We start from the raw sequence: 25,202 nt of genomic DNA on the forward strand, positions 1-25,202 counted from the left end.
ACACGACCGCAATCCGCGTCGATTCTCCGGGGGGAACCTGTCGGCCGGCGGTCGCGTCGCCGAGCCATTTCACCTCACTGGCTGGTGCGTGGCTGGCAGGCGGTGAGGGCGACGATCAACACCGCGAGTGTCGCTGACCAGATGAGTTTTCTCACGCAACTCCCCTGGCCGGCACAGGCTTGTTCTCAGGGTGATGTGGTGCGGTAACAGTTCTAGGGCGGACTTATCTTCACACAGCTCTTGTCCAAGATCCAGCAGGCCAGTCAGGAAATCTGAAATACCACAATACGACCAGATCTATCCTTGTTACGCCGGGGCTGATGTTGTGCTTACCTTTGTCTGGTGCCCGGTGATCTTCTTGACCTCGTTTTGCTGACCCTGCTCATCGTCTTCGGCGTCTCCGGCTATCGCCAGGGATTAATCGTGGGGGCCGCGAGCTTCGTCGGCTTCGTAGGCGGATGCGTGGTCGGGATCTGCATCGCGCCACCTATCGCCGGCCTGATCGTGGATGGAGACGTCCCGGAATCCTTGCTGGCGCTCATCATCGTGCTCCTGACTGCGTCGATCGCCCAATTCGGTACCTCCACCGCGGGCGTGCTGATCCGAACCCACGTACGGCACGAGCCGGGGCGGATGCTGGACGCGCTGGGCGGCACGCTCGTGTCCGGCTTATCGGTACTGGTCATCGCCTGGCTCGTCGGCAGCGTGCTGCTGTCCAGCTCATTGACCACCATCGTGGAGCAGATCCGCGGCTCGCTACTCCTGGCCACGGTCGACCAGGCGATCCCCCAGGCGGCACGCGACTGGCAGAAACCGTTCAAGCAGTTCATCGACCGCTCCGACTTCCCGCCGGTGCTGGACGCGATCGCCGGCCAACCGACCGTGAACGTTCCGCCGCCGGACGCGGCGGTGTTCGACAGCGCAGGCCTGCGAGCGGCACGGACAGGGATCGTGCAGGTGCAGGGGGTGGCCAGCTCCTGCCGCAAACAGATCACCGGCACCGGATTCGTGTACGCGCCGGATCACATCATGACCAACGCGCACGTGGTCGCCGGGGTCGACGAAGAATTGCTCGTCGTCGATCACGAAGGCCGATCGCACCCCGCCGCGGTGGTCCACTACGACCCGCGACGGGACGTGGCGGTGCTGAACGTGCCGAACCTCGGGTTGCCGAGCCTGACCTTCGACGGCGAGGCGGACAGGGGCGATGACGCCATCATCGCGGGGTATCCCAAGAACCAGGGGTTCACCTCGAAGCCGGCCCGGGTCGCGGCGCGGCAGCGGGCTTCCATCCCCGACATCTACCGGACGACCAAGGTGACGCGGGATGTGTACCTCATCCGGGGCAAGGTCCAGCAAGGCAATTCGGGCGGTCCCCTCCTGGCCCCCGACGGCCGGGTGCTGGGCGTGATCTTCGCCGCCGTCGTCGGCAAGGACGACACCGGGTACGTGCTCACCGCCTCCGAGGTCGCCTCCGACGCCCGACGCGCCGCCCGCACCACCAAACCCGTCAGCACTCAGGCCTGCGACTGACCCTGTCGCCTTTCCGCGCAGTAGTCGCACCGCGCCCTTCCGCCTGCTCGGATCCGAGCAGGCGAAACTCCCGTGATCAAGCACTCACTCGATATCTGGTACGTGGACCCGCTGTTCCGGGGCCGTGCTCGGCCGGGGATGCTCGGGCGTACCAGGCAGCCAAGCCAGGGCGAGGATGAGGCCGAGGAGGCAGAGGCCGCCGCTGGTGGCCAGGACGAGGTCCAGACTGTGGACGAAGGCAGAGCGGACTGTATCTGCCAAGGTCGCGGAATCAGCAGATCGTGCTGCGGCCAGCCCCGCGAAGACGCTCTCGCGTGCTTGCTGCGGCACCGCGGCGCGGTAAGCGGACGTCAGGATCGAGCCCAGGATCGCCGCGCCGAAGCTGCCGCCCAGGGTGCGGATGGATTGGGTCACCGCGGCGCCGACGCCGGCGTTGCCGGGCGAAAGAGCGCCCAGCGCCGCGTCCATGGCCGTGGGCAGGACGCAGCCGAGCCCGAGGCCGTACATGGCCGTCCACGCGGCTGCCAACACGGTGCCGCTGCCCGTACCAGTGCTGGCCCCCCAGAACAGGCCCCCGCTGAGCAGGACGAACCCCAGGGCGGCCGCGAGCTTGGGGCCGATCATCCCGCTCAGCCTGCCTGCCGCCGACATCCCGATGAGCATCCCGGCGATGAGCGGCAACAGCCGCAAGCTGCTGCCCATCGCGTCCGTGCCCAGGTTCGCCTGGAAATACTGCGGCAGCACGAACAGAACGCCGAACATGGTGAAGTTGACGACCGTGGCCAGCGCGGTGCCGACGGTGAAGCGCGCGTTGGTGAACAGCGAAAGGTCCACCAGCGGCTCGTCGGCCCGTCGCTCCCAGACCACGAACAGCACCAGCGCGGCCATTCCGGCGAGGATCGGTCCGAACACGGCGGCGTCCGTCCAGCCTCGCTCACCGATTTCGATGAGGCCGTAAGTCAACGCCGTCAGCGCCGCGCTCGACAGCACCACGCCGCCCACGTCGATCCGTCTGCCGCGCTCCCGCTGCGATTCGGGCAGCCAGGCGGCGACCGCGAGGATCGCCAGGACGACCACGGGGATGTTGATCAGGAAGACCGAGCCCCACCAGAAGTGGTTCAGCAGCCAGCCGCCCAGGATCGGGCCGATGGGAAAGGCCAGCATCGAGGCGCCCGCCAGCGTTCCGATCGCCTTCGGCCGCTCCTTCGCGGTGAACATCGTCGGGATCAGCGCCAGCATCGTGGGCATGATGAGCGCCGCTCCCAAGCCGAGCACGGCACGCGCCGCGATGAAGATCCCGGTCGAGGGCGCGTAGGCGGCGGCCAGCGAGCTGATACCGAAGATGACCAGCGCGACCAGGAGCGTCTTCTTGCGGCCGAAGCGGTCGCCCAGCATTCCCGCCGGGATCATGCCGGCGGCGAGCACCAGCGTGTAGACGATGACGAACCACTGCAGCTGGGCGTTGTCGGCGTGCAGGTCCTTGGCCATGCTCGGTAATGCCAAATTCAGGATGGTCACGTCGAAACCCACGGCCAGCGATGTGAGCACGAGCGCGGTGAGCGCCCACCATCTGCGTGGGTCAGGTTGGTGCGACATAGCGGGGACCTACTTCGCGGCATTCATGATGAGCTTGTCGAATTCGCGGTCCGGCAACGTCCTGTTGAGCTCCAGGAGCTTGTCGGCCGTCCAGCCGACCGCGTAGCGCGTCTCGGGCTTGCCGGCTTCGATGGCCTGCCGGATGGTGATGGCGACGACGCTGGGGTCGCTGCCCTGGGTGTTCTCGCCGAGCTGCGTCTCGGCGCGTTTGGCCATGGCTTCGGCCATCACCCCGTACGCGGTCGCGCCGGAGATCTCACGGAGCTCTTGTGCCGTGCGGTCTTCGAACTCGGTCTTGATGATGCCGGGCTGGATGATCACGACGTCGATGCCGAACGGCTCCACCTCCATGCGCAGAGAGTCGGAGTAGGCCTCCAGCGCGTGCTTGCTCGCGTAGTACCAGCAGCCGAGCGGGAGCGCGATCTCTCCTCCGATGGAGGAGACGTTGACGATCGTGCCGGACCCCTGCTCGCGCATGTACGGCAGGACGAGCTGAGCCAGCCGGGCCGGTGCGAAGACGTTGACCTCGAACTGGTCGCGCGCCAGGTCGATGGGGATGTCCTCGGCCGCACCGTGCAGGACGGTGCCGGCATTGTTGATCAGGACGTCGATGCGGCCCCGCTCCTCGACGACAGCGGCGACAACGCGTTCCAGGTCCTCGGGCCGGCGTGCGTCCAGCGCCAGGACGTGTCCGCCGGCGTCGCGGAGGTCGTCCATCTTGTGTACGCGGCGCGCGGCACCGTAGACGACGTGGCCGGCGCGGATGAGTTCGAGGGCGGTGGCCTTGCCGATGCCGGCGGAGGCGCCCGTGACGAGAACGACCTTTTCCATGATGAATCTCCTCTTCGGTCTGGGTGAACGCTAGGCTTGAGTTCCGAGACGAGACAACTCGCAAAACTCATATGCGCAGGTAGACGGCCATATATTGGTGCAATGAGCTTGTAGCTGAGTGCAACCGGGGAGAGGATGGCATGCCAGGAGACCGGTTGACCGCCGAGGACCGTCGCCGCATCGCCGAAGGGCTGGCGGCCGGCTTGGCGTACGCGGAGATCGCCCGTCGGCTGGGACGGTCCAGGTCCACCGTCACCCGCGAGATCGCCAGGAACGGCGGCCCGCACGGCTACCGGGCGGCCCGTGCGCAGCATGCGACGAGCTGGCGCGCCCGCCGCCGCAAGCGCGCCCCCCAGGCCGACGTTCCGCACACCACCGACAACCCTGACGTCCCTACAGCCCGGGAGTTCGAAGAACGGTTCGTCGCCATGATGATCGAGGGCGGGATGGCACCCATGACCGCCAGGGTGTTCGCCGCGCTGTTCCTCAGCGAGGGCGGCAGCCTGACCGCCACGGAACTCGTCCAGCAACTCCACGTCAGTCCGGCGACGATCTCCAATGCCGTCAAGTGGCTCGGGCAGAGAGGGATGGTCGCCCGGGAGCGTGAGGCGCGCCGGGTACGGTACTTCGTCGATGTCGACGTCTGGTACCGCACCTGGGCAGCCAGTGCCAGGTCGATAGCGATATGGGCCGACACCACCCGGCACGGCGCCGGGATCTTCGGCACCGACACACCCACCGGCGACCGGCTCCGTACCACCAGCCAGTTCTTCGAACTCCTCGCCCACGACATGGGCCAGGCGGCCGAGCATTGGCGGCAGGCTCTCTCCATGGAACGCCAGCGGTGAACTCAGGTCAGTGCGGCGGCGGTCCGTTGCCGTAGCAGGGCTTCGTGGCCGGGGTCGGTGCACAGCGTGACGGTCAGCCCGTTCTGGGCGGCGTCGGCGAGGACGGCCAGCAGGGTTGTGAGCTGGTCGGGGGGCTCGGCGTTGAGCAGTTCCTCGGCGTGCGCCACGATCAGGGTGGTGGCGCCGGTGTCGCGCAAGGAGTCGGTGAGCGCGTCCCAGTTGCGGCCGAAGTGGTCGGGGAGGTGCAGGGCCCGTGCCACCTCTTCGAAGAAGGCGGCACGGGTCCGGCAGGACCGCCCATCCACCAGCGCCGGCGCTGGGTCGGTGGACACCGTCAGCCAGTGCGGCAGCGGATGCGCGGCGGAGGTCATTGCGGTCCTAGAGCCGGTAGAAGTCGGTGTAGTGGTTGGGCGAGAACCACGTCACCCCGGTGCTGCGGTTGACGACGATCCGGTACGCGTCACGTGCGGCACCCCGCGCCCGGGAGTACACGTCGTACTCATAGTAGGTCGCGCCGCTGGGCAACTGCCCTTCACGGTTGTAGAAGCGCCCGCCGGTGTAGTTGTACCTGCCGTCCGGCCAGGAGTACCAACCGGCTGAGGTGGGGTAGCCCTTGGACGCCCAGATCGAGTTGGTCGAGCGGGCGTCGGAGCATCGGGAGATGGTGCAGGAGTTGTAGACCGTGGCGTTGGCGGGGGTGATGCCGACCAGGCCGACAAGGGAGGTGATGGCGGCGAGGACGACGGTGAGTCGTACCGGCCAGGAAGGGCGGGGGCGCGGCTGAGTGTGCACGAAGCCTCCTAAGGGGGTGACAGACATCGTCATGGTCGCCGTCATCTCTGGTCAAATCAAGGCAATGCACGCCAAGGGGATGGTGAACGCTTCGCGACCTTCGAGGGTGGGAAACCGGCAAACTCGAGCTTGACCTGGAGCCCACTCCAGATGGCAGCGTCTTCCCCGGAGCCATTTCCGCCGAGTCAGGGAGAGCACGAGATGAAAGATTCGTTCCGGATCTTGGGGCGTAGCGGCCTGCGGGTGAGTGCGATCGGGTTCGGGGCATGGGCGATCGGGGGCCCCTTCATGGCCCGTGGCAAGCCGGCCGGATGGGGGCAGGTCGACGACGAGGAGTCGGTGGCGGCCGTGCATCGGGCGCTCGACCTGGGGGTCACCTTCTTCGACACGGCCGACGTGTACGGCACCGGACACAGCGAGCGGGTGCTCGGGAGAGCACTGTCCGGACGGTGGGACGAGGTCGTGATCGCGACCAAGTTCGGCAACACCTTCGACGCGGCGACGCGGACCCTCACCGGCCAGGACATCTCGCCCGGGTACATCCGGCAGGCCTGCCGGGCGTCGCTGGAGCGGCTGGGCACCGATCACATCGACCTCTACCAGCTGCACATCGGGGACGCACCGCCGGAGCGGGTGGAGGAGATGATCGCCACGCTGGAGGAACTCGTCGATGAGGGCCTGATCCGGTCCTACGGCTGGAGCACCGATGACCCCGAACGGGCGGCCGCGTTCGCGAAGGGGCCGCACTGCGCCGCCGTGCAGCATGAGATCAACGTCCTGCACGACGCCCCGGCGATGCTGGCGGTGTGCGACACCCACGAGCTCGCCTCCGTCAACCGGGGGCCGCTGGCGATGGGGCTGCTCACCGGCAAGTACGGCCCGGACTCGCGGCTGCCGATGGACGACGTACGCGGCGATTCTCCGGCGTGGATGACCTTCTTCAAGGACGGCCGGCCCGCCTCGGAGTTCCTCGCCAAGCTGGACGCGATCCGCGACATCCTGACCTCCGACGGCCGTTCCCTCGCCCAAGGCGCCCTCGGCTGGCTGCTGGCCCGCAGCGGGCGCACGGTGCCGATCCCCGGCATCAGGACGGTCGGCCAGGCCGAGCAGAACGCCGGCGCGCTGCGGCACGGGCCCCTGGCCCAGGCGCAGATGGAGCAGATCGATGAGCTGCTGCGGCCACACGCCGGCTGAGACGTTTCCGGTACGGGGAGCGAGCTGACGGCCTGCCAGGCCGTCAGCTCGCGGAGGCGGTAAGGCTTAGTTGATGCGGCCGTGCAGGAGTTCGACCAGCGTCGCGTGCGTCCGCTCCAGGGGCCGGTCCGGATACAGCGCGCGACGCTCGATGGCGACCGTCAGGACCATGCCGAACACAGCCGTCGCCGCCGTCTCCACGTCCAGGTCCGCCCGGATCTCGCCGTTCGCGGCGGCCCTGCGCAGCACGCTCGCGTAAACGCCGAGCGCGCTCTGGCGCAGCAGCGCCACTGCCTCCTGCCACACCGTCCGCCACATCTCGGCCAGCAGCACCCGGGCGAAGGCCCCGTGCTCCTCGAAGAACCTGAGCTGGCCGAGCACCACCGAGTCGAGCGCGTCCAGCGCGCTCTCCCCGGTGTCGGCGTCGGACAGCGCCTCGGCGAGCATGTTGATCGAGTGCTCCAGCAGCGCCTCGAACAACCCCTCCTTGCTGCCGAAGTTGTAGAACACGGTGCCCTTGGCCACCCCGGCCCGCTCGGCGATGGCGTCGACCGTGGTGGCCGCGTACCCATGCTCGGCGATCAGCTCCACAGCCGCCCTGAACACCTTCTGCCGGGTGTCCTGCCGGTTCCCGCGCCTGGCGGTGCGCTCGTTTCGTTCGGTCACAGCGCCAGCTCCGGGTGCAGGCGCTGGACGGACCAGATGCGGCCGCGCTCCACGGCGAGCGTGGTGAGCGCGAGCCCAAGGACGAGGAAAGCCGACAGCACGCCGCAAGCCTGCCACACCACGGTGGGATCGCCACCGCTGATCAGCCTGCGCAGCGCCGACACCACCCAGCTCATCGGAAGCCAGGGCGAGATCGTCTGGAAGAATCCGGGCGACGTCTCGATGGGATACGTCCCGGCCGCCGAGGTGAGCTGCAGCATCAGCAGCGCCAGCGCCACGACCCGCCCGGGCGGGCCGAGCAGCGCGTTCACCGCCTGCACGACCGCCATGAACGCGGCGGTCGCGAGCAGCAGCAGCGCGGTGAGCCCGGCCCAGTGCGCGGCCTCCAGCCCGAGCCCGAACCGCAGGACCGCCACCAGCACGCCCACCTGCGCCGCCCCGAGCACCGCCCCCGGCAGCCAGCCCGCCAGCGCGATCCGCACCGCGCCCGTCGTGCCCGCCAGCCGCCGCTGGTTCAGCGGCTTCAGCACCATGAACGCGATCATCGCACCGACCCAGAGCGCCAGCGGCAGGAAGAACGGCGCGAAGCCGGTGCCGTAGTTGGGCACCTCGTTGTCGACGGTCTTGGCCAGCCGGACCGGATCGCTCATCACGTCCGCGCGGTCGTCGCGCTGTTTGTCGTCGTAGTCGGGTATCCGGGTGGCGCCGTCGCCGAGCCCGCTTGACAGCTCCTTCGATCCCTCGGCGAGCTTGGTCGCGCCCTTGTCCGCCTGGCCCGCGCCGTCGTGGAGCCGGTCCACACCGGTGCTCAGCGCGCTCGCGCCGTCGCTCAGCCTGACCAGCCCGCCGCCCAGGCGTCCGATGCCGTTCGTGACCTGGCGGGAACCGTCGGCCAGCTGGGTCGCGCCCTGATAGAGCCGGTCCGCGCCGGTCGCGGCCGTGCCCAGACTCGAGTTCACCTTCGCAGCACCGTCGGCCAGCTTGCCCAGGCCGGTGTCCAGGGCATTGAGCTGGTTTCTGGCCTGGTCCAGCCTGGAGCCGAGTCGGGGCGCCGCAGCCGCGATCTTGCGAGCCTGCTTCGCCAGCTCCCGCGCCTGGTTTCGCAGGTCCGCGACGCCGTCGGTCCCGGTTCCCGCACCGCTGCCGACACCGCCGCTGTCGCCGGTCCGGGCGGCGTCCTGGGCTTGGCCCGCCTGAGTCGCGGCCCGGCGGGCGGCGGCTGCCGCGTTCCGCAGCAGGCCACGCACCTCGGGGTCGGCGTCTGAGCCAAGGCGGTCGAGCGCGGCCTGAGCCTGCGAGCTCGCCTCCCTGGCGCTGTCGGCCGCGCTTCCCGCCTGGGCGTTCGCCTCGCGAACGCTGTCGGCCGCCGCGCTCGCCTGCGTCGCGCCGGTCGCCGACCCGCTGTCGGCGACCTTGTCGGCGGCGGCCGCGACCGCCTCGGCGGCCTGGGAGATCTTGGGGCCCCATTCGTCCAGCACGGGGACGTACGTGTCGGCGAGCTGGTTGACCGTGCGAGTCTGAGCGTGAACCTGCTGGTATGCCTGCCTCGCTCCGGAACTGAGGGGAGAAGTTCCTTCCGTATGGAGTTTGTGCAGGCCGTCGCGCAGTTGCCCGATCCCCTGCTGCGCCTGCGTGAGGCCCTGCGTGACCTGGGCCGAGCCGTCACTCAGCCGGCCCGTGGCGGAGTTGGCGGTGTTCAGGCCGGCGGAGAGCTGCCGGGCGCCGCTCTCGGCCGTGCCCAGGCCGCTGCTGAGTTGCGAGACGCCGTCACCGAGTCGCACGACGCCGTCGTGCAGCTTGTCCGCGCCCTCGGCGGCCTCCGCGGTCTTGTCGTGGATGTCGCCGATCGAGACGAAGACGTTGTCGAAGTAGTCGTGGATCGCCGTACGCTCGGCCGCCGCCCGGACCTCGTTGAACACCGCGTCCGAGATGCTGCCCATGATGTAGCTGCGGCCCGTGTCCACGCGCAGGCCGAGCCGCGCCGGGCTCGGTACGGCGTCGTCGTCGCCGGGTGAGGCCAGCTTGGCGCTGAAGTCGGGGGGCACGGTCAGCGACAGGTAGAACGTGCCGTCCGCAACCCCGTCGGCCGCCTGCTTCGCGGTGGTCTCGTGCCAGCCGAGCACGTCGCGCTTCAGCAACTCGCCGGCCAGGTCGCGGCCCGCGTGCAGGGTCTTGCCGGCGGCTTGGGCAGGTTGGTCCTCGACGACCAAGGCGACCGGTACGCGGTCCAGATTGCCCTGCGGGTCCCAGAATGACCACAGATACAGGCCTGCGTACAGGAGCGGCAGCACCACCACCGCCACCAGCGCCACCCTCGTCAGCCGCGACCGCAACATGCCCTTCATGACAGCTCCACCAACTGGTCGAAGCGGGCGGGAGGCGTCACGCATGAGGCCACCACCGTGCGGTCCAGGTCTCGCAGCAGGTTCCACAGCATCTGCTGCCGCTCGACCGGCAGACCCGCGTCCACGTTGTCGGCGACGATCACCTCGGGCTCGTCCAGCAGCGCCAGCGCGAGACCCAGCCGCACATGCTGCTCGCGATCCAGCTCCCGCACCAGTGTTCGCTCCTGGCCCGCCAGCCCGACCCGGCCAAGACTCTCCTGGTACGGCCGGCGCCGTCGCTCCCGCAGATGCTCCCCGACCGTCAGCGACCGGTCCAGATCCGTCACCCCGTCGATCAGCGCCAACGCCACGGCTTTGCGGATGGCCCGGCCCCTGGCGTGTCCGGCGACCTTCAGGGCGCCTTTCGTGGGCTTCATCCGCCCGGCCAGCGTCAACAGCAGGCTCGTCCGCCCACTTCCCGCCGATCCCGCGACCACCGTGAGCGTGCCCGCCCTGGCCTTCAACGAGACCTCCGGGTACACCCCCTCGATCGCCAGCCCTTCCGCAATGATCACCGTAACCACCCCTCTTTAAACTGACCAGTCAGTACAAAGATAGGGCAGCGCGCATGACCGCACTCAAGGAGACGCGGTGGCATTCGTCACCTTTTGCGACTACAAGAGCCGAGCACGGCACTGGCGAGCCGGCCCCACGCCCATCCACCAAGTGAGATCAACAAGGACAGCGAGATGGCGAAGAACACCCAGGCCGTGATCGCTGTGTCGGCGAGGTACGCCAGTGTGATCCAGTTCGCGACCCTGCGATTCCTGGCACTCATGGCGGCCAGCTCGGGAGAGGATCCATGGACGCGCCTGATGCAAATCCGGCGACCAGCGGGCCGGTTGCCGAGACATCACCCCAGCGAGCAAAGCCGAGATCGTCACAGAACCCAGAGAAGCCCCGTCCATCTCCGTGAGGAGGCGGACGAGGCACATCCATGCGAGCGGCGGTCGGTACCAAAACCCCGCCACGTGGGATCGCTGTCGACGACGCGCCCATCAGGCCTGGTTGGCCGCGGCGCGACGCAAACACGGGGACGCGGCCGGCACCCGGGCGCTGATCGAGGTGCTGCATCGGCACGTGGTGGCCGGGATCGCCGCCGCACCGCAGACGGGCGCTCTGACCGCTGACGGCGTCGCACTGGAGGCTCGCAAGATCGCCCAGGTCGACGACCTGCCCGCGTCGGATCCGCCGCCGGCCCGGCCGCAACGACTGGCCTGGCTGGATGAACCGGCGGTGGTGTCGCTGACCATCCGGCGGCTGGCCCAGTTGCCGCCCGACACCCGGCCGCCGCCGTCGGTGGCCGTTTATGACCAGCTACTGCGCCGCCACCCGGGCGGCCGGCCCGCATCCGAGGGAGAGCCGCCATGACCACCTTCACCGCCGCGCCCTGACCGAGGAAGCGGCCGAAGCCTCGATCTACCAGTCCTGCCAGCGGTTGCGGCTGCCGACCATCCGTTCCCAGTTCGTCGAGCTGGCCGCCGCCCCCCGCGATCAGTTGAGCTATATGGGCTTCCTGGCCGAGCCCAGTTCGGCTCGCGCCGTCGGCGGTTCGACGGCAGGTCGCCGCGTCGCGAGTTCAGGAACGTACTTGTAGATCGTGGCGCGGCTGACGCCGAGCAGCCGGGCGGTGGAGGAGACGGTGTTCTCCGGCGGGGTGAGCAGGTCGCGGGCGTGCCGAATCTGCTCGGCAGTCATCGTCGGCGGCCCTCCCAGGCGCTGGCCACGGGCGCGGGCGCGGGCGGCGGCCAGGCCCTCGTGCGTGCCCTCCACGATGACGACCGCCGGCTCCACCACCGCGCCGCCGCCCTCAACCTCCGCCGCCTGATCAACCTCGGACTCACTCACACCAGCGGCACCTGGACTCTCGCCCCGATCACTCCATAACAGAAGGGTGAGCCAGCTCATGCCGACTCACCCATCAAGATCTTCAGGCCATTCCTAGTCGCGCCGCTGGGAAGTTGCGCGGCCTTCGCACCGGCGCCGGCTTCGGACGCGGCCTGAGTTGTGGCGTAGTTCGATCAGGCGGTCACGGACTGGTCATGGAGCCCGTGATCGCGACGCTGCCGCTGGCCGGGTGGGTTGGCTGAGTGGACAGGTCCCCGCTGCCGACGTTGAGGTCCTCGGAGAACACCGAGGTGTACGGGGTGGTCGTGCTGAGGTCCACGCCTGCCGACGGCTGACCCACCGGCTTGAGGACGGAGTTCGCCGTCAGTCCGTTGGCCTTGTAGATGAGCTCCTGGCGCACGATCAGCGTCCGAGGGCCGGAGGCTGGGCCGAGGACCCGGTACTTGACCTTGACGTCGAACCGGGTGCCCGGGACGGTCACAGTGTGGTCGTTGGACGAGCCGACCCCGACGTGGTCGGTAACGGTGCTGGTAGTGCAGGTACCGACCTGGCCGATCGCCGGGTCGTCGACACACACATTCGCGGTGGATACCAAGGTCACGGTGCTGGCCGCGTCGGCGGCAGTGGCGGACAGGACGGCGGCGCCGGCGAGCGCCAGGCCGGCAGCGAGACCGAAGCCGGAGCGGGCAGCACGGCGTCGGGTCGTTGACGTTGTAGACATCGTGTTCTCTCCATCAGGGTTGGGATTTGCCTTCCACTATTGAGATTCGGGGTTCGGCGGCGCCCGAACATTAGGGAGCAGCCCCAACACCGACCCCAAGGTTTTCTTCGCGTACCCGTATCGGGGGTGCGTCGGCGGGTGGCCAATATTCAGCGATTGACCCATCACCCGAGCGCCTCGCGATGCGACAGTGCATGAGCCAGCCGTGCGCCGCTTCCTCAGGAAGGGCCAACGATGTCCCAATCGGCATTCACCACGATCTTCGACACCGCCACGGTCTGGGCCGTGGCACGCGACTTCAACGGCCTCGCGACCTGGTGGCCGGGCACGGTCAGCGAGAGCCACATCGAGGACGGCAAGGCAGTCCAGTGCTCGATGAGTTCATCCATGCCAAGCGGCGGACGTTCCATCCCCATAGATCCGCGCCGGGCCCTTAGGCATTACAGAAGGTCAGGCAAGGGATCTTCGAGGTTTGGCGGCCTATGACACGTCGGTTAACGGCACCCCAACGCGCTCTCGCCAAAGCCCCTTACGGAGATCCTCATCAGGCTTGATCTCAGTGAGGACGACGCCATCGCCGAGCCCTCGATGCGGTTGCTGGAGCCGGTGATCGACCCCTGCAAACCCTGTCCGAGCAGGACCGGCGAACCCTCGCCGAGCTGATCAACCAGTTCGCGCAGGAAGCAGACCCCGGCCGGCATCTGACGGCGTGGGAAACGCCCGAAACCCTGGAACTCCCGGCCTGGCTGCTGCTACTCATCAGCAAAATCACCGGTCTCCTTGACGATGCGCACCGCGCCCGCCCGGAACTCCGGATCAAACCTGCTCCTGGTCACTCCCATGACCCAACCTCACCTTAGGTTCGGTCTCCACGGTATGAGGGGAAGCGCAACGAGGACGTCCCCGATACCGATGAGGACGTCTACGACACCGACGAGGACAAGCCATGCTGATCGCCAATCGGTGCACAAACGACCAGCAGCGCATGCGGCGAAGAGCCTCGGCCCCAGGCGCTGGCGGATGGCTCCACGTGGCCCGCCGTTCTCTGTGCCGTCGGCATTTCACCGTGGAGGCGACGTGGGGCGCCCGGCATCCCGGCCGCCCCACCGGGAACGTCAGAGCCCGAGCATCCGAATGTTGATCACGTTCGCTCCTTCCGTCGCTGATCTTGCTTGGTGGGATTCAGCGCCGGACCTGCCAAGACGTCCGCAGCGAGCTACACTGGCAACGGCGAATTGCAAGTTGGCTGCTGCAGGACGAACAAGTCCGGCGCTAACGACTTGTACGATCCCCGGTACGTGCCGTGCCGGGGATCTTGTCGTTCCAGCCCATGAGACTACTCCTTTACAGGCGCGTCTTGAGATATACGGCGTTGGCGGCGAAAAGGTAGAGGAACTGCTCACTCTCGCGCGCCAGTCCCGCCAGCGGGGATGGTGGCACACCTGCGGAGACGTCGTTCCGGAGTGGTTCCAAGTCTTGATCGGCCTGGAGGCCGAGGCGGAAAGGCGGCGATCTTACGACGTGGAGCTAATTCCCGGCCTACTTCAGACTGCCGATTACTACCGCGCATACCTCGCGACCCAGCCAACCAGTTTCGGCAATGATGAGATTGGCCGAAAAATCGCGTTCCGGATGGCCCGACAGGAGCGGATGCTCCAAGACGACGCCCGCAAGCTCTCCTTCGTCCTCAACGAGGCAAGTCTGCGGCGGGTCGCTGCCGCCAACATGGGTCCGCAGGCCCAATTCAAGCGTCTGGCTGAGGTATCACAGCTTCCCCACGTGACCTTGCAAGTTCTCCCGTTCAGCGCCGCCATGCATGCTGGAATGGGTGGCGGCTTCGTCCTCCTGAGCTTCACATCCCCTGATCCTGACGTGGTCTACATCGAGAACGAGGTCAGTGGTCTCTACCTTGAAGAACGGGTCGATGTAGACAGGTATAACCTGGTCTATGACCATTTGATGGCAAAGGCTCTCAATCCGGGACAGAGCCGGAGCTTCATCGCGAAGCTAGGTAAGGAAGCCTGATGAGCGACACCCCCAGCATCGACAATGACGGCGCAGTCCTCGTCTGGCGCAAGTCGAGGTTCAGCAACGCCAGCGGCGATTGCGTAGAGGTCGCCACTTTGCCGGGAGGTGGAGCTGCTGTGCGTGACAGCAAGGACCCTCAAGGACTGCACCTTCGGTTCAGCGCGTCCGAGTGGGTCGCGTTCGTCGATGGAGCCAAGGCGGGTGAATTCGACTTGCCATCCGCCTGAGCAAAGGCGTCAGTCGAAGAAGAACGCCCAGTCTCCTGTGTGACGATCGGGCGTTCTTCATGTCCATGCAGGGGGCGGCGCAGAGAATCGCACTTGATGACACCGAGCACAACCCGGATTCACCGCTGGCTATCTCTTCAGCGGGGCCGAGAACTACAGCTTCCGCGTCATCCCGGCCAACGGCTCGCTTGAAGCGGCACCTTCGGCACCCATGAGGGTCCGCTACATCGCTCCGGCACCACTGACGGTGAAGGCGCTTCAGCAAGAAGCGCGGAAGGCATCGGAGCCGCGCAACCGGCTTCCCGAACCAGCGCTCGGCATGCTTCGTCCCGACGCCGAGAACTGTTACTGCACCGCATCACCCTGATGACAAGCATGTGCCGGCCAAGGGAGTCGCGTGAGAAAAATCATCTGGTCAGCGGCACTCGCGGTGTTGATCGCCGCCCTCACCGCCTGCCAGCCGCGCCCAAGCCGGTGGGTGGACATCGAGAACCGCACAGGTGAGACCGTGTCGGTGAAATGGCTCGGCGACACGATCTACAGTCGGCAGCTTCCCCCTGGTGGATGGGACCGGATTCCGGTCGTGTCCGGAGGATGCCTACGTAACGGAGCCGAAGACGTGATCGTGGCCGAGACGGTCAGTGGACGGCGTTTCACCTTCGGCCCGCCCGCCTGCAAAGGCGGAAAGTGGACTCTGCCAGCCAGTTGATCCGAGGCTGGACGCAGGGGGCACGTTGGAGACCATGGCCGTGGTGAACGCGTCGGCCATCCCTCAAGGTGGCTGGAACACGTCGGCGGCGTGACTGGCCCGAAGGGTGAGAAGCTCGCGTCCGCTGTCGACGCGGTCCGCGGCCGCGTTCTGGCGGTCGCTACCGGCTTGGCCGCGTTGGTCGCGGTTTACTACACCGCCCACAACGCCGACACTGCCCGGCGAACCTTCCACCCTGGCGAACGCGGCCACGACACCGTCACTCGGTGCGGAGTTCGTCCGGGTCGAGGGTGCGGCGGAGGAGGGGGCGGGCGGCTCTGGCCACCAGGACGGCCGCCAGTACGCCGATCAGTGCCATGAGAGTCGCGCGCGCTACCGTCCAGCCGAGTGCTCCGAGGTTTCCCAGGAAAACGTCCGAGACCAGGGCGACCACAACGCCCGCTCCGGCGAGGGCGGCGACCAAGCACACCGGGATCGCCGTGGTGAGCGCCTGGCGGATGAGGACGCGGCCCAGGGCGGGCACGGGCGTGCCCGAGGCGGCCAGCGCCGCGAACGACCGTCGATGATCGAGCAACGCCTCCGCCTGATGCACGACGAGGGCGGCGGCCGAGGTGGCCAGCGAGACCAGCAGAGCGACCTCTATCAGCAGGTAAGCCGTCAGGTTGTCGGGACTGACGTCACCTCGGGTGAAGGCGGGTGCCTGCTGGGCACCCACGGCCGCGCCGAAGAACACGGTCAGCCCCACCACTGACAGCGCGCGGGCCCAGCCACGAGGGTCGGCCTCCACGAGCCGGGCCGCGAGCAGGGTCTCGGCCGCGCGGGCGCGCTGCCCCACCCAGCGTGCGGCCGCCCTGATCAGCCAGGTGGTGGCGAGAACCAGCCCGAACAGCAGGAGCACCGAACCGATGGTCATGGCCAGCGCCGCGCCGTACGGCCCGCCCAGCGGGAAGCGGCCCTTGCCGGTCAGTCCGGCGACGAGCGCCCCTACGCCCGCCGCGACCAGTACCAGGTCGAGCACCCTCGGCCCGGTGGGGCGCTCGCGCCGGAGCACGCCCAGGGGAGAGGACACCACGTGCCGTCCCGCCATCGCCCCGGAGAGCGCGCCGCTGAGCGTCACCGCGGCGAGGATCCCCGGCAGCAGAACGGGAAAGGTCAGTGGCAGCGGCCACGACAGCGCCAGGTCGATCACCAGGAACACCGCGATGCCGATCAGCCCGCCCAGCAACGCCTGCCACCCGCCCTCGTACACCCCGAGCAGACGTACATGGCGCGGCGTGGCGCCGGCCAGCCGGAGGGCGGCCAGCCGCCGTTCCCTGGTGGCAGCGGCCAGGCGGCTCACCTGATAGAGGAAGGCCACCGCCGGCAGGACCAGCAGGGCCAGCGCCAGCGAGGTGACGGCGCGCCGGTCCCCGGCGAAGAAGGGGCCGAGGCGGGCGACCTGCGCCTGGAGCAGGTTCACCGCCACGCAGAGCAGGAAGGTCGCGAGCGCCGCCCCCGCGGCCATGAGACGCCCCCGAACCCGCTCGCGCCGCGACCCGCCCCTGGCGAGCATGCGCATCACCGCGATCACGCGGCCACCTCCGTCATGAGCACGCGCATCGCGGCGATCGCGCCGCCCACCTCCGCCGAGAACGCGCGCAGAACGGCGTTCACGCGGCCACCTCCGACGCGAGCACGCCGTCGCGCAGCACGATCTCCCGGTCGGCGTACGCCGCCACCCGGTTGTCATGCGTGACGATCACCAAGGTGATGCCGTCGGCGCGGGCCGCACCGGTGAGCACGTCCATCACCCGCTCACCCGCCAGCGAGTCCAGCGCCCCCGTCGGCTCGTCGGCGAAGACCACGCGCGGACCGGTGACCAGCGCACGGGCCACGGCGACACGCTGTAACTGCCCGCCGGACAGCGAGCCGGGCCGCTGGTCGCCGCACTCGGCCACGTCCAGACGTTCCAGCCAGGAGCGAGCGGTGCGCAGTGACTCCTGGCGGCCGTGCCGGTCGAACAGCAGCGGCAGGGCCACGTTCTCCGCCGCGGTCAGCTCAGGGACGAGCTGGCCGAACTGGAAGACGACGCCGAAGCTCCGCCTGCGCAGGTCCGTGCGCTCGGCCTCGCCGAGCGTGTCGATCCGGTTGCCGTCGAAGCGGACCTCGCCCGACTCCGGGCGGATGATCCCGGCCAGGCAGTGCAACAGGGTGGACTTGCCCGAACCGCTCGGCCCGGTGATCGCGATGATCTCGCCCGCGCCGATCTCCAGGGACACACCGTTCAAGGCGACGGTGCGGGCGAAGGTCTTGCGCAGTGCGCGTGCCTCAAGCAAGAGGTTCCTCCTTCAGGTCGGCCAGCCGTCGCATGGCCGTCTCGATCCAGCGCAGGTCGGCATCGAGGTGCTGGAGCGCGTAGTCGGCGGCCAGCGCCTGGGCGGGGGAGCCCGCCGAGCGTTCCGCCGTGAGCTCGCGCATCCGCGCCAGATGCGCGGCCCGCTGCCGGGACAGGTAGCCGTCGGCGGCGCCGTTGGCCACGGCCGCGACCACCACGCGGGACAGCAGGACGCTGGACAGGTGGGGCGCGGGCGGCTCCACTCCGTCCAGCCACCGGGTGAGCTCGGCGAGCCCCTCCTCGGTGATGGCGTACACCGTGCGTTCCGGTCCGCCCTCCTGCACCGTCTCCGCGACCTCGGCGAACCCGTCGCGCTGCAGGCGCTGCAACGTCGCGTACACCTGGCCGTACGCCAGCGGCTTGGCGCCGGGCAGGCGCTGGTCGTGCTCGCGTTTGAGCTCATATCCGTGCTTGGGCCGCTCCACGAGCAGCCCGAGCATCACATGTCCAGTCGACATGATCGCGACTATACATGCGATTCATACATCGAGTGAATAGTGAAGCGCTTTGGTGGCTTGTGCGTGTGATTTAACGCAACTGTCTGTGAGTTTTAACCTAAGTCTTGTTAAGAGCTGGGCTGGTTGCTAAAAAGTGAGAGCTTTCGACCCCCCAGCTCTGAGGAAGCCCATGCACCGTCCCTCACGCCGATCCTTCCTCGGGATCGGCGGTTCAGCGCTCGCTCTCGCCTTCACCACGAACCTGGCCGACCCGTGGACGGCCCAGGCCACCGCCAGGGTCGACTACCCCTTCCAGCTCGGCGTCGCGTCCGGAGATCCGCTGCCCGACCGGGTGATCCTCTGGACGCGACTGGCCGTCAAGCCGATGGAGCCGCTCGGCGGCATGCCGTACGGCAGGATCAAGGTCGACTGGGAGATCGCGGAGGACGAGGCGTTCACGCGCCGCGCCGGCCACGGCTCCGCGTGGGCCACCCCCGAGTACGGGCACTCGGTCCACGTGGACGCCACTGGGCTGCGGCCCGGCCGCGAGTACTTCTACCGGTTCCGTACGGGCGGCCAGATCAGCCCGGTCGGCCGGACCAAGACCGCCCCGGCGCTCAGGAGCAGGCCCGACGCCCTGAAGCTGGCCTTCGCCTCCTGCGCGCTGTGGCAGGACGGCTACTACAGCGCCTACCGCCACCTCGCGGAGGAGGAGCCCGATGTGGTCTTCCACCTCGGCGACTACATCTACGAGTACGGCATCGTGCCCACCGGCGGCCTGCGCAACACCCCCGTGCCGGAGCAGTACCGGGTGCAGTGCGACACCCTCGACCGCTTCCGCATCCAGTACGGCCTCTACAAGAGCGACCCGGATCTTCAGGCGGCGCACCAGCGCGCGCCGTGGATCGTCACCTGGGACGACCACGAGGTGCTCGACAACTGGGCGGGGAAGTACGGCCCCGGCGGCGAGGTGACCGAGCAGGACTACCTGGTGATCCGGGCCAACGCCTTCCGGGCCTACTGGGAGAACCTGCCCATCCGGGTGCCCGCCGTGCAGGGCCCCGACGCCCGGATCTACCGCAGGTTCACCTTCGGCGACCTGGCCGAGTTCAACGTGCTCGACACCCGGCAGTACCGCGACGACCAGGTCTGCGGTGACGGGCAGCAGGTCGACTGCGCCGACCGGCTCGACCCGGCCAGGCAGATGCTCGGCGCCGAGCAGGAGAAGTGGCTGCTCGACGGCCTGGGCGAGTCCCGCGCCAAGTGGAACGTGCTGGCCCAGCAGATCGCCATGATGCAGCTCGACTACGACGCCGGACCGGCCCAGAAGCTCAGCATGGACCTCTGGGACGGCTACAAGGCCGCCAAGGACCGCGTGCTGAACGGCATGATCGACCGCGAGGTGAGCAACCCCGTGGTGCTCACCGGCGACATCCACTACAACCTGGCCGGCGAGCTCAAGGCGAACTTCGACGACCCGGCCTCGCGCACGGTCGGCGTGGAGTTCGTCGGCACCTCGGTCAGCAGCGGCGGCAACGGCAGCGCCACCACCGGACTGCCGGCCGGGGGCAGCGACCCGACCAACCCGCACCTCAGGTTCTCCAGCTACCAGCGCGGTTACGTCTCCTGCGAGGTCACCCGGAGTCAGTGGCGGGCCGACTTCAAGGTCGTCCCGTACGTCGACAAGCCAGGCGCGCCCGTCTCCACCCGGGCCAGCCTCGTGACCCTCGACGGCACCCCCGGCCTGCAGGCACTCTGAACCCCGGAAGGAATGATCATGCGTCACCTCACCGCCGCGCTGGCCGTCGCCGTCACGGTCCTGACCGGGCCGGGCGCGCACGCCGTCGCCTCGAAGCAGGACCCCTCGCCCGCCGCCCAGCCACCCGAACAGGAACCCGCCTCCGTCACCTCGATCAAGGTCAGACCGGGTAAGTCCAAAGGCACCGGCCGGCTGACCCCCATCGCGGGCGCCGACAAGCTCATCGCCCCGCTCGGCGTGGACCCCGCCTGCCCGGCCAAGATCGAGATCGGCATGCGCAGCGACGCCAAGAAGGCCGGGTACGCCGACCTGTCCGTGGAGATCGACCAGCCGCTCAGCGCCTCCCGCTCGATGCTGTCCAGCTACCTGCCGCCCGGCTATGAGCTCGGCGCGAAACTGCTGGTCGCCGTCCCGCCCAACACCCCAGAAGGCGCGTACGGCCTGCGCCTGAAGGCCGGAGACCGCACGCTGGCCGTGCCCGTCGAGGTGGTGACCCCGGACAAACTCGACAACGGCGGCAACCTCGCGCTCCGGCGGCAGGTCACCGCCTCCTCCCAGCACGTCAACGCCAACTACCCGCCCTGCAGCATCGCCGACGGCGACAACGGCTCCAACGGCTGGGCCGGCGGCAACGGCTGGAACGACGCCACCGCCAGGGCCTGGCCGGACACCGCGGCCATCGCGCTGGGCGGTGCCAAGCAGGTCTCCCGCGTGGACCTCTACACGCTGAACACCGAACGCTACCCGGCCTCGACCTTCGGCTTGCGCGACTGGGACGTCCAGGTCCAGTCGGGCGGCCAGTGGCAGACGGTCGCCCAGGTGCGTGGCAACACCGCCGGCAGCGCCCGCTCGGACTTCACGCCCGTCACGGCGGACGCCGTCCGCATCGTCGCGCTGGCCTCGAACGGCGCCAACGACTACACCCGCATCGTCGAGGTCGAAGTGCGCTGACACCCGTTGGGAGAGCCCTCGCGAGCGGGCTCTCCCGACGGTCACCGCCGGGTGAGGACCTCCGATTCCCAAAGGTCGCGGTAGTAGCCCGGCTCGGTCACCAGCTCGTCGTGGTGGCCGCGCTGCACCACCCGGCCCTCCTCCAGCACCACGATCTCGTCCACCTGCTCCAGGCCCTTGAGCCGGTGGGTGACCAGCAAGGTGGTGCGGTCGTGCGTCACGTCGAGCAGGTCGGCCATGAGCGCGTCGGCGGCCTCCTCGTCCAGCGCCTCGGCCGGCTCGTCGAGCAGCAGCACGGGCGGGTCGTACAGCAGCGCCCTGGCCAGGGCCAGCCGCTGCAGCTGCCCGCCGGACACGGTCCTGCCGTCCTCGCCCAGCTCGGCATCCCACCCGGCCCGCTCGACCCATTCCTCAAGCCTGGCTTCCCGTACGGCCTGCCGCAGCTCCTCGTCGTCGGCCTCGGGGCCGGCGAGCCGCAGGTTGGCGCTCAGGGTGGTCTGGAAGATGTAGGGGTCCTGGGTGAGCCCCGTCATCATGGCCCGTACGTCGTCCGAGGCCAGTCTCCGCACGTCGACACCGTTGAGGCGGATGGTGCCGGACTCGGGCTCGACCAGGCGCATCAGCGCGGCCAGCAGCGTGCTCTTCCCGGCCCCGCTCGGCCCCACCAGGGCCACCCGCTTGCCGGGGGTCAGGCTCAGCGAAACCCCGTCGACGGCCGCCCGCTCCCGCCCGCCGACCGGCTCCGTGGCCGCTTCGACCGGCTCCGAGGCGCGGGACGCGTGCTCCGCGGCGGCCGACCCCAGGACGCGGGGCGCGTGCCGTACCACCAGGTCGTTGATCTCGACTGTCAGCGGCGACGCCGGGGCAGGTGACGCGGTGGCCGGCTCGGTGACGGCGGGTGGGGCGGAGCCGACGTCGCGCAGGCGCCTGAGCGCGGCCATGATGCCCGCCAGGCGTTCGCCCGCCGCCGCCAGCGGCAGCACCGGCTCGAAGGCGACCAGTGCGGTCAGGGCGAGGACCGCCGTGGCCACGCGGTCGGTCCCCGCGCTCTGGGCGAGCAGCACGATCGCCGCCACCGTCAGGCCCTGGACCAGCGTGCCGCCCGCCAGGGCGAGAGCGTGGACGCGGGCTTGGCGGCGTTCCAGGGCGGCCAGGGTCTCGTCGGCGGCACGGGCGCGGGCCAGGGCGCGGTCGCCGGCGCCGTACGCGGCCAGATCGGCGGAGCCGTGCACCAGGTCGGCCACCCGTTCGGCGAGGGCGGCTCTGGCGGGCGCGATCCTGGCCGACCAGCGACGCGCGGCGGCGGCCGTACCGGCGGGCAGCGCCACGCCCGCCACGACCAGCCCCGCCACCAGGACCAGCGCCGCGACGGGCAGCAGGGTGAGGCCGATGACGACGGCGGCCAGGCCCGCGAGGGCGGCGGCCGTCGCGGGCAGGAGGCAGCGCACCAGGAGGTCCTGTACGGCCTCCGTGTCGTCCACCATCCGGCTGAGCAGGTCGGCGCCGCCGTGCCTGGGCCGCTGCGGCGGGATGAGCGCCTGGTAGAGGCGTTCGCGGGTGCCGGCCTGGGCGCGTAGGGCGACATCGTGGCCGGTGAGCCGCTCGGCATAGCGGAACACGCCCTTGCCGGTAGCGAACGCCCTGGTGGCCACGATGGCGACGCTCAACGCGGCCAGCGGCGGCTGCTCGGCGGCCCGCGTGATCAGCCACGCCGCAGCGGCGATCAGGCCGAGCCCGGCCAGATCGGCCGCCGCTCCGGCCAGCACGGCCCAGGTGAGCCGGAGTCCCATTCGCCGGTTCATCTCTCTCCCCTGACAGCCGTACGAACAGAGTGGTCGGCGAGCACCCGGCCCTCGTGGATGCGGACGACCCGGTCGGCCAGGTCGATCATGGCGGGCCGGTGCGCCACGATGATCGCGGTACGGTCCCGGGCCAGGTCCGCGGTGGCCGCCACCACGGCCGCCTCGCTGCGGCCGTCGAGCCGGGCCGTGGGCTCGTCCAGCAGCAGGACCGAGGTGTCCGGGCGGCAGAAGGCCCGGGCCAGGGCCACGCGCTGCCGCTGGCCGGCCGACAGGTTCGCGCCTCGTTCGCCCACCTCTGTGTCATAGCCGTCGGGCAGGGACTGGATGAAGTCGGCCGCGTGGGCGGCCGTGGCGGCCTGGCGTACCCGCTCCAGGGAGGCGGACGGGGCGCCGAGGCGAATGTTGTCGGCGACCGAGGTGGTGAACAGGTGCGGGCGCTGCGGGACGAAGGCCAGTCTGTCGCGCCAGGCGGTCAGGTCCAGGGCCCGCAGGTCGGTGCCGTCGACGAGGACTCTGCCTTCGGTCGGCTGGATGAAGCCCAGGATGAGGTGCAGGAGCGTGCTCTTGCCGCCGCCGCTCTCGCCGACCAGGGCCACGCGTTCGCCGGGCTCGATGGTGAGCGAGACGTGTTCGAGCGCGGGGTCGTCGCGGCCGGGGTAGCGGACGGTGACGTCCTCCAGGCGGATCAACGGCGCCCCGGAACCCGGCGGCGACGCGGACGCGCCAACGGCGGCCAGGTCGGGCGCGAGGGCGGAAGGGGCCGAAGACGCGGGGCCGGCGGAAGGGTCCGAGTGGGCGGGGTCCAGGACGGCGAAGGCCGCGTCCGCCGCCGCCACCCCCTCCATGGAGGCGTGGAACCGGGTGCCCATGGCCCGCAACGGCAGGTACGCCTCCGGAGCCAGCAGCAGCACCAGCAGCGCCGTCGTCAGGTCCAGCGACCCGCCCAGCAGCCGCAGCCCGATCGGCACCGCCACCAGGGCCAGCGACAGCGACGCGCACAGCTCCAGCACCAGCGACGACAGGAACGCCACCCGCAGCGTGCGCATGGTGGCGGCGCGGTGCGCGTCGGCCACCTGCTGGATGACCGTCGCCTGGTAGCGGGCCCGGCCGAAGGCACGCAGCGTGGGCAGGCCGCGTACGACGTCGAGGAAGTGCCCGCCGAGCCGCGACAGCGCGCGGAACTGCTGCTCCGTGACGGCCTTGGTGGTCATCCCCACGAGGGCGCCGAACAGCGGGATCAGCGGCAGCGTGACCAGCACGATGACCGCGCTCGCCAGATCGGCGGCGAACAGCCGGACGAGCACCGCCACCGGCACCACCCCGGCGACGGCGATCGCGGGCAGGTAGCCGGTCAGGTAGGCGTCGAGCCCGTCGAGGCCGCGTCCCGTGAGCGTGACCAGCTCACCCGAGCGGTGGCCGGCCAGCCGGGCCGGGCCCAGTTCCTGCAGCCTGGCCAGCAGGCGGTGCCGGAGGGCGGACTTGACGCCCGTCGCGGTACGGCCGGCGAAGATGCCCTGCGTCCAGGCGAGCAGCGCGCGTACGCCCACCACGGCGGCCAGGCCCGCCAGCGCCACGACCGTGAACCGGCCCGACAGGACCCCGGCCAGCAGCTCCGCCTGCACGAGCACGAGCAGCCCGGCCGCCATCGCTGCCGCGAAGGTGACGGCCAGGTGGCGGCGTACCGACTGCTCGGCCCGCATGAGCCGCAGGAGATCTTTGTGCACGAGCCCTCAAAAGAACGACGGGATCCGGACGGCGTTCTTACCAGGACGGAAAGTGCGCCACACCCATACTTGCGCGGCGACCACGATCGGCGCGAACGGCAGCGCCATGACACTGAGCACATTCAGCGTCCCGGCCGGCGCGGTGTGCTCCAGCAGGTACGGCATGCTGCCCAGGAGCACCCCGGCAGCGGGGAGCGCGGCCACCGCCCCCGACAGGGCCAGCGAGCGGCCCGAGCGGGTGGCGCCGGCCAGCCCGGGGGAGCGCCAGGCCAGGAACGTCCAGCCGTGGAAGGCGAACAGCAACGTCACCACCACGCCCAGCATCAACCCCACCGGGTTCAGCAGGGACGAGCCGAACCCGGTGGCGGCCGCGTACAGGGCCACGCCCCAGCCGAACGAGAGCCCCAGCGAGCCGAGGGTGATCATCGCATCCCAGAAGCCCCGCCAGGCCGTGCCCTCGGCCCTGCGGCGGAACCACAGCCCGGTGTCCCGCAGGATCCAGGACAGCAGCATGGCCACCACCACCGGATACAGCCCGAACAGCACCTCGCCCTCGAGTGAGGGATAGACACCGAACAGCACTCCGGCGACCGCCACCAGCCACACTTCGTTGGCCAGCACGAACGGGGCCATGGCCGCCACCATGCGGTCCCGGCCGGAGACCGACCTGCCCAGCACCGGCAGCAGGAGCCCGACCCCCAGGTCGAAGCCCTCCAGCGCGAAGTATCCGGCCAGCAGCAGGGCGAAGCAGGCGAACCAGATCAGTTCCATCTCACTC

General features: G+C 69.5%; 25 protein-coding genes. 9 read left to right on the forward strand and 16 right to left on the reverse strand.

What is annotated here, in order from left to right:
- Window positions 1–342: 342 nt before the first annotated feature.
- Complete coding sequence (locus tag AB0B91_RS29770) at window positions 343–1,533, forward strand: MarP family serine protease (RefSeq protein WP_358326504.1); 1,191 nt, start codon at window positions 343–345, stop codon at window positions 1,531–1,533.
- An 84-nt stretch (window positions 1,534–1,617) separates the two neighbouring features.
- Here AB0B91_RS29770 and AB0B91_RS29775 read toward each other — a convergent pair whose 3' ends face one another.
- Complete coding sequence (locus AB0B91_RS29775) at window positions 1,618–3,129, reverse strand: DHA2 family efflux MFS transporter permease subunit (protein WP_358326505.1); 1,512 nt, start codon at window positions 3,127–3,129, stop codon at window positions 1,618–1,620.
- Between the two features lie 9 nt (window positions 3,130–3,138).
- Complete coding sequence (locus AB0B91_RS29780) at window positions 3,139–3,960, reverse strand: oxidoreductase (protein WP_358326506.1); 822 nt, start codon at window positions 3,958–3,960, stop codon at window positions 3,139–3,141.
- A gap of 155 nt (window positions 3,961–4,115) precedes the next feature.
- On the opposite strand from AB0B91_RS29780, the gene AB0B91_RS29785 reads away from it, so the two are divergent.
- Window positions 4,116–4,808, forward strand: coding sequence for a helix-turn-helix domain-containing protein (locus AB0B91_RS29785; protein WP_358326507.1), 693 nt, complete (start codon window positions 4,116–4,118; stop codon window positions 4,806–4,808).
- Between the two features lie 2 nt (window positions 4,809–4,810).
- Here the strand turns inward: AB0B91_RS29785 and AB0B91_RS29790 are convergent, their stop codons facing one another.
- Together AB0B91_RS29790 and AB0B91_RS29795 are read right to left on the reverse strand one after the other, a co-directional pair.
- The gene (locus AB0B91_RS29790; protein WP_358326508.1) at window positions 4,811–5,179 is read right to left on the reverse strand and encodes a barstar family protein; all 369 of its coding nucleotides are present in this window, start codon (window positions 5,177–5,179) and stop codon (window positions 4,811–4,813) included.
- A gap of 7 nt (window positions 5,180–5,186) precedes the next feature.
- Window positions 5,187–5,600, reverse strand: a complete 414-nt coding sequence (locus AB0B91_RS29795; RefSeq protein WP_358326509.1) for a ribonuclease domain-containing protein — start codon at window positions 5,598–5,600, stop codon at window positions 5,187–5,189.
- A gap of 201 nt (window positions 5,601–5,801) precedes the next feature.
- Here AB0B91_RS29795 and AB0B91_RS29800 point away from each other — a divergent pair, with 201 nt between their 5' ends.
- A complete protein-coding gene (locus AB0B91_RS29800; RefSeq protein ID WP_358326510.1) occupies window positions 5,802–6,794 on the forward strand; it encodes an aldo/keto reductase in 993 nt (330 codons plus the stop codon).
- A 66-nt stretch (window positions 6,795–6,860) separates the two neighbouring features.
- On the opposite strand, the gene AB0B91_RS29805 is transcribed toward AB0B91_RS29800, so the two are convergent.
- The 3 genes from AB0B91_RS29805 to AB0B91_RS29815 are packed head-to-tail and all read right to left on the reverse strand — an operon-like array spanning window position 6,861 to window position 10,359.
- The gene (locus tag AB0B91_RS29805) at window positions 6,861–7,460 is read right to left on the reverse strand and encodes a TetR/AcrR family transcriptional regulator (RefSeq protein ID WP_358326511.1); all 600 of its coding nucleotides are present in this window, start codon (window positions 7,458–7,460) and stop codon (window positions 6,861–6,863) included.
- Complete coding sequence (locus tag AB0B91_RS29810) at window positions 7,457–9,805, reverse strand: YhgE/Pip domain-containing protein (RefSeq protein WP_358326512.1); 2,349 nt, start codon at window positions 9,803–9,805, stop codon at window positions 7,457–7,459. Before AB0B91_RS29810 ends, AB0B91_RS29805 begins: the two co-directional genes overlap by 4 nt.
- Window positions 9,802–10,359: an ATP-binding cassette domain-containing protein gene (locus AB0B91_RS29815; RefSeq protein WP_358326513.1), complete on the reverse strand. Its 558-nt coding sequence runs from the start codon at window positions 10,357–10,359 to the stop codon at window positions 9,802–9,804. The genes AB0B91_RS29810 and AB0B91_RS29815 overlap by 4 nt, the downstream gene beginning before the upstream one ends.
- 493 nt (window positions 10,360–10,852) lie before the next feature.
- Between AB0B91_RS29815 and AB0B91_RS29820 the strand changes: the two genes are divergently transcribed.
- A complete protein-coding gene (locus tag AB0B91_RS29820) occupies window positions 10,853–11,215 on the forward strand; it encodes a hypothetical protein (RefSeq protein ID WP_358326514.1) in 363 nt (120 codons plus the stop codon).
- Window positions 11,216–11,347: 132 nt separating this feature from the next.
- On the opposite strand, the gene AB0B91_RS29825 is transcribed toward AB0B91_RS29820, so the two are convergent.
- The 3 genes from AB0B91_RS29825 to AB0B91_RS29835 all read right to left on the reverse strand — a co-directional run bounded on the left by AB0B91_RS29825 (window position 11,348) and on the right by AB0B91_RS29835 (window position 12,802).
- Complete coding sequence (locus AB0B91_RS29825) at window positions 11,348–11,542, reverse strand: helix-turn-helix domain-containing protein (RefSeq protein WP_358326515.1); 195 nt, start codon at window positions 11,540–11,542, stop codon at window positions 11,348–11,350.
- A gap of 331 nt (window positions 11,543–11,873) precedes the next feature.
- Window positions 11,874–12,413 carry a hypothetical protein gene (locus AB0B91_RS29830; RefSeq protein ID WP_358326517.1) on the reverse strand — a complete coding sequence of 180 codons (540 nt, stop codon included), beginning with the start codon at window positions 12,411–12,413 and terminating at the stop codon, window positions 11,874–11,876.
- A 218-nt stretch (window positions 12,414–12,631) separates the two neighbouring features.
- Complete coding sequence (locus tag AB0B91_RS29835; RefSeq protein WP_358326519.1) at window positions 12,632–12,802, reverse strand: hypothetical protein; 171 nt, start codon at window positions 12,800–12,802, stop codon at window positions 12,632–12,634.
- Window positions 12,803–13,889: 1,087 nt separating this feature from the next.
- On the opposite strand from AB0B91_RS29835, the gene AB0B91_RS29840 reads away from it, so the two are divergent.
- The 3 genes from AB0B91_RS29840 (at window position 13,890) to AB0B91_RS29850 (ending at window position 15,377) form a co-directional block, all read left to right on the forward strand.
- Complete coding sequence (locus AB0B91_RS29840) at window positions 13,890–14,438, forward strand: DUF5753 domain-containing protein (RefSeq protein ID WP_358326521.1); 549 nt, start codon at window positions 13,890–13,892, stop codon at window positions 14,436–14,438.
- Complete coding sequence (locus tag AB0B91_RS29845) at window positions 14,438–14,668, forward strand: DUF397 domain-containing protein (protein ID WP_219534215.1); 231 nt, start codon at window positions 14,438–14,440, stop codon at window positions 14,666–14,668. The genes AB0B91_RS29840 and AB0B91_RS29845 overlap by 1 nt, the downstream gene beginning before the upstream one ends.
- Window positions 14,669–15,065: 397 nt before the next feature.
- Window positions 15,066–15,377, forward strand: coding sequence for a hypothetical protein (locus AB0B91_RS29850; protein ID WP_358326523.1), 312 nt, complete (start codon window positions 15,066–15,068; stop codon window positions 15,375–15,377).
- 259 nt (window positions 15,378–15,636) lie between these two features.
- On the opposite strand, the gene AB0B91_RS29855 is transcribed toward AB0B91_RS29850, so the two are convergent.
- The 3 genes from AB0B91_RS29855 to AB0B91_RS29865 all read right to left on the reverse strand — a co-directional run bounded on the left by AB0B91_RS29855 (window position 15,637) and on the right by AB0B91_RS29865 (window position 18,209).
- Window positions 15,637–16,947, reverse strand: coding sequence for an FtsX-like permease family protein (locus tag AB0B91_RS29855; RefSeq protein WP_358326526.1), 1,311 nt, complete (start codon window positions 16,945–16,947; stop codon window positions 15,637–15,639).
- Between the two features lie 79 nt (window positions 16,948–17,026).
- Complete coding sequence (locus AB0B91_RS29860) at window positions 17,027–17,692, reverse strand: ABC transporter ATP-binding protein (protein WP_358326529.1); 666 nt, start codon at window positions 17,690–17,692, stop codon at window positions 17,027–17,029.
- Window positions 17,685–18,209: a PadR family transcriptional regulator gene (locus tag AB0B91_RS29865; RefSeq protein WP_358326532.1), complete on the reverse strand. Its 525-nt coding sequence runs from the start codon at window positions 18,207–18,209 to the stop codon at window positions 17,685–17,687. Before AB0B91_RS29865 ends, AB0B91_RS29860 begins: the two co-directional genes overlap by 8 nt.
- 169 nt (window positions 18,210–18,378) lie before the next feature.
- Here AB0B91_RS29865 and AB0B91_RS29870 point away from each other — a divergent pair, with 169 nt between their 5' ends.
- Window positions 18,379–19,947 (forward strand): alkaline phosphatase D family protein, encoded by a 1,569-nt coding sequence (locus AB0B91_RS29870; RefSeq protein WP_358326534.1) that lies wholly within the window; start codon window positions 18,379–18,381, stop codon window positions 19,945–19,947.
- 18 nt (window positions 19,948–19,965) lie between these two features.
- On the forward strand, window positions 19,966–20,898 hold the full coding sequence (locus tag AB0B91_RS29875; protein ID WP_358326537.1) for a discoidin domain-containing protein: 933 nt from the start codon (window positions 19,966–19,968) through the stop codon (window positions 20,896–20,898).
- A 41-nt stretch (window positions 20,899–20,939) separates the two neighbouring features.
- Here AB0B91_RS29875 and cydC read toward each other — a convergent pair whose 3' ends face one another.
- The 3 genes from cydC to AB0B91_RS29890 are packed head-to-tail and all read right to left on the reverse strand — an operon-like array spanning window position 20,940 to window position 25,195.
- On the reverse strand, window positions 20,940–22,700 hold the full coding sequence (gene cydC, locus AB0B91_RS29880; protein ID WP_358326540.1) for a thiol reductant ABC exporter subunit CydC: 1,761 nt from the start codon (window positions 22,698–22,700) through the stop codon (window positions 20,940–20,942).
- Window positions 22,697–24,424, reverse strand: a complete 1,728-nt coding sequence (cydD, locus tag AB0B91_RS29885; protein ID WP_358326543.1) for a thiol reductant ABC exporter subunit CydD — start codon at window positions 24,422–24,424, stop codon at window positions 22,697–22,699. The genes cydC and cydD overlap by 4 nt, the downstream gene beginning before the upstream one ends.
- Before the next feature lie 6 nt (window positions 24,425–24,430).
- Window positions 24,431–25,195 carry a cytochrome d ubiquinol oxidase subunit II gene (locus AB0B91_RS29890; RefSeq protein WP_358326546.1) on the reverse strand — a complete coding sequence of 255 codons (765 nt, stop codon included), beginning with the start codon at window positions 25,193–25,195 and terminating at the stop codon, window positions 24,431–24,433.
- Between the last annotated feature and the right edge of the window lie 7 nt (window positions 25,196–25,202).

Origin of the sequence: Nonomuraea sp. NPDC049141 (assembly GCF_040648415.1) — a bacterium.
Classification (GTDB): Bacteria; Actinomycetota; Actinomycetes; order Streptosporangiales; family Streptosporangiaceae; genus Nonomuraea.

What these genes read in the sequence shown, in the direction of transcription:
- AB0B91_RS29870 (WP_358326534.1), top strand. Translation starts at nt 18,379, where the DNA reads ATGCACCGTCCCTCACGCCGATCCTTCCTCGGGATCGGCGGTTCAGCG.
- AB0B91_RS29830 (WP_358326517.1), bottom strand. Translation starts at nt 12,413, where the DNA reads ATGTCTACAACGTCAACGACCCGACGCCGTGCTGCCCGCTCCGGCTTC.
- AB0B91_RS29845 (WP_219534215.1), top strand. Translation starts at nt 14,438, where the DNA reads ATGAGCGACACCCCCAGCATCGACAATGACGGCGCAGTCCTCGTCTGG.
- AB0B91_RS29790 (WP_358326508.1), bottom strand. Translation starts at nt 5,179, where the DNA reads ATGACCTCCGCCGCGCATCCGCTGCCGCACTGGCTGACGGTGTCCACC.
- AB0B91_RS29865 (WP_358326532.1), bottom strand. Translation starts at nt 18,209, where the DNA reads ATGTCGACTGGACATGTGATGCTCGGGCTGCTCGTGGAGCGGCCCAAG.
- AB0B91_RS29835 (WP_358326519.1), bottom strand. Translation starts at nt 12,802, where the DNA reads ATGGATGAACTCATCGAGCACTGGACTGCCTTGCCGTCCTCGATGTGG.
- AB0B91_RS29825 (WP_358326515.1), bottom strand. Translation starts at nt 11,542, where the DNA reads ATGACTGCCGAGCAGATTCGGCACGCCCGCGACCTGCTCACCCCGCCG.
- AB0B91_RS29875 (WP_358326537.1), top strand. Translation starts at nt 19,966, where the DNA reads ATGCGTCACCTCACCGCCGCGCTGGCCGTCGCCGTCACGGTCCTGACC.
- AB0B91_RS29775 (WP_358326505.1), bottom strand. Translation starts at nt 3,129, where the DNA reads ATGTCGCACCAACCTGACCCACGCAGATGGTGGGCGCTCACCGCGCTC.
- AB0B91_RS29800 (WP_358326510.1), top strand. Translation starts at nt 5,802, where the DNA reads ATGAAAGATTCGTTCCGGATCTTGGGGCGTAGCGGCCTGCGGGTGAGT.
- AB0B91_RS29810 (WP_358326512.1), bottom strand. Translation starts at nt 9,805, where the DNA reads ATGAAGGGCATGTTGCGGTCGCGGCTGACGAGGGTGGCGCTGGTGGCG.
- AB0B91_RS29890 (WP_358326546.1), bottom strand. Translation starts at nt 25,195, where the DNA reads ATGGAACTGATCTGGTTCGCCTGCTTCGCCCTGCTGCTGGCCGGATAC.
- AB0B91_RS29780 (WP_358326506.1), bottom strand. Translation starts at nt 3,960, where the DNA reads ATGGAAAAGGTCGTTCTCGTCACGGGCGCCTCCGCCGGCATCGGCAAG.
- cydC (WP_358326540.1), bottom strand. Translation starts at nt 22,700, where the DNA reads ATGAACCGGCGAATGGGACTCCGGCTCACCTGGGCCGTGCTGGCCGGA.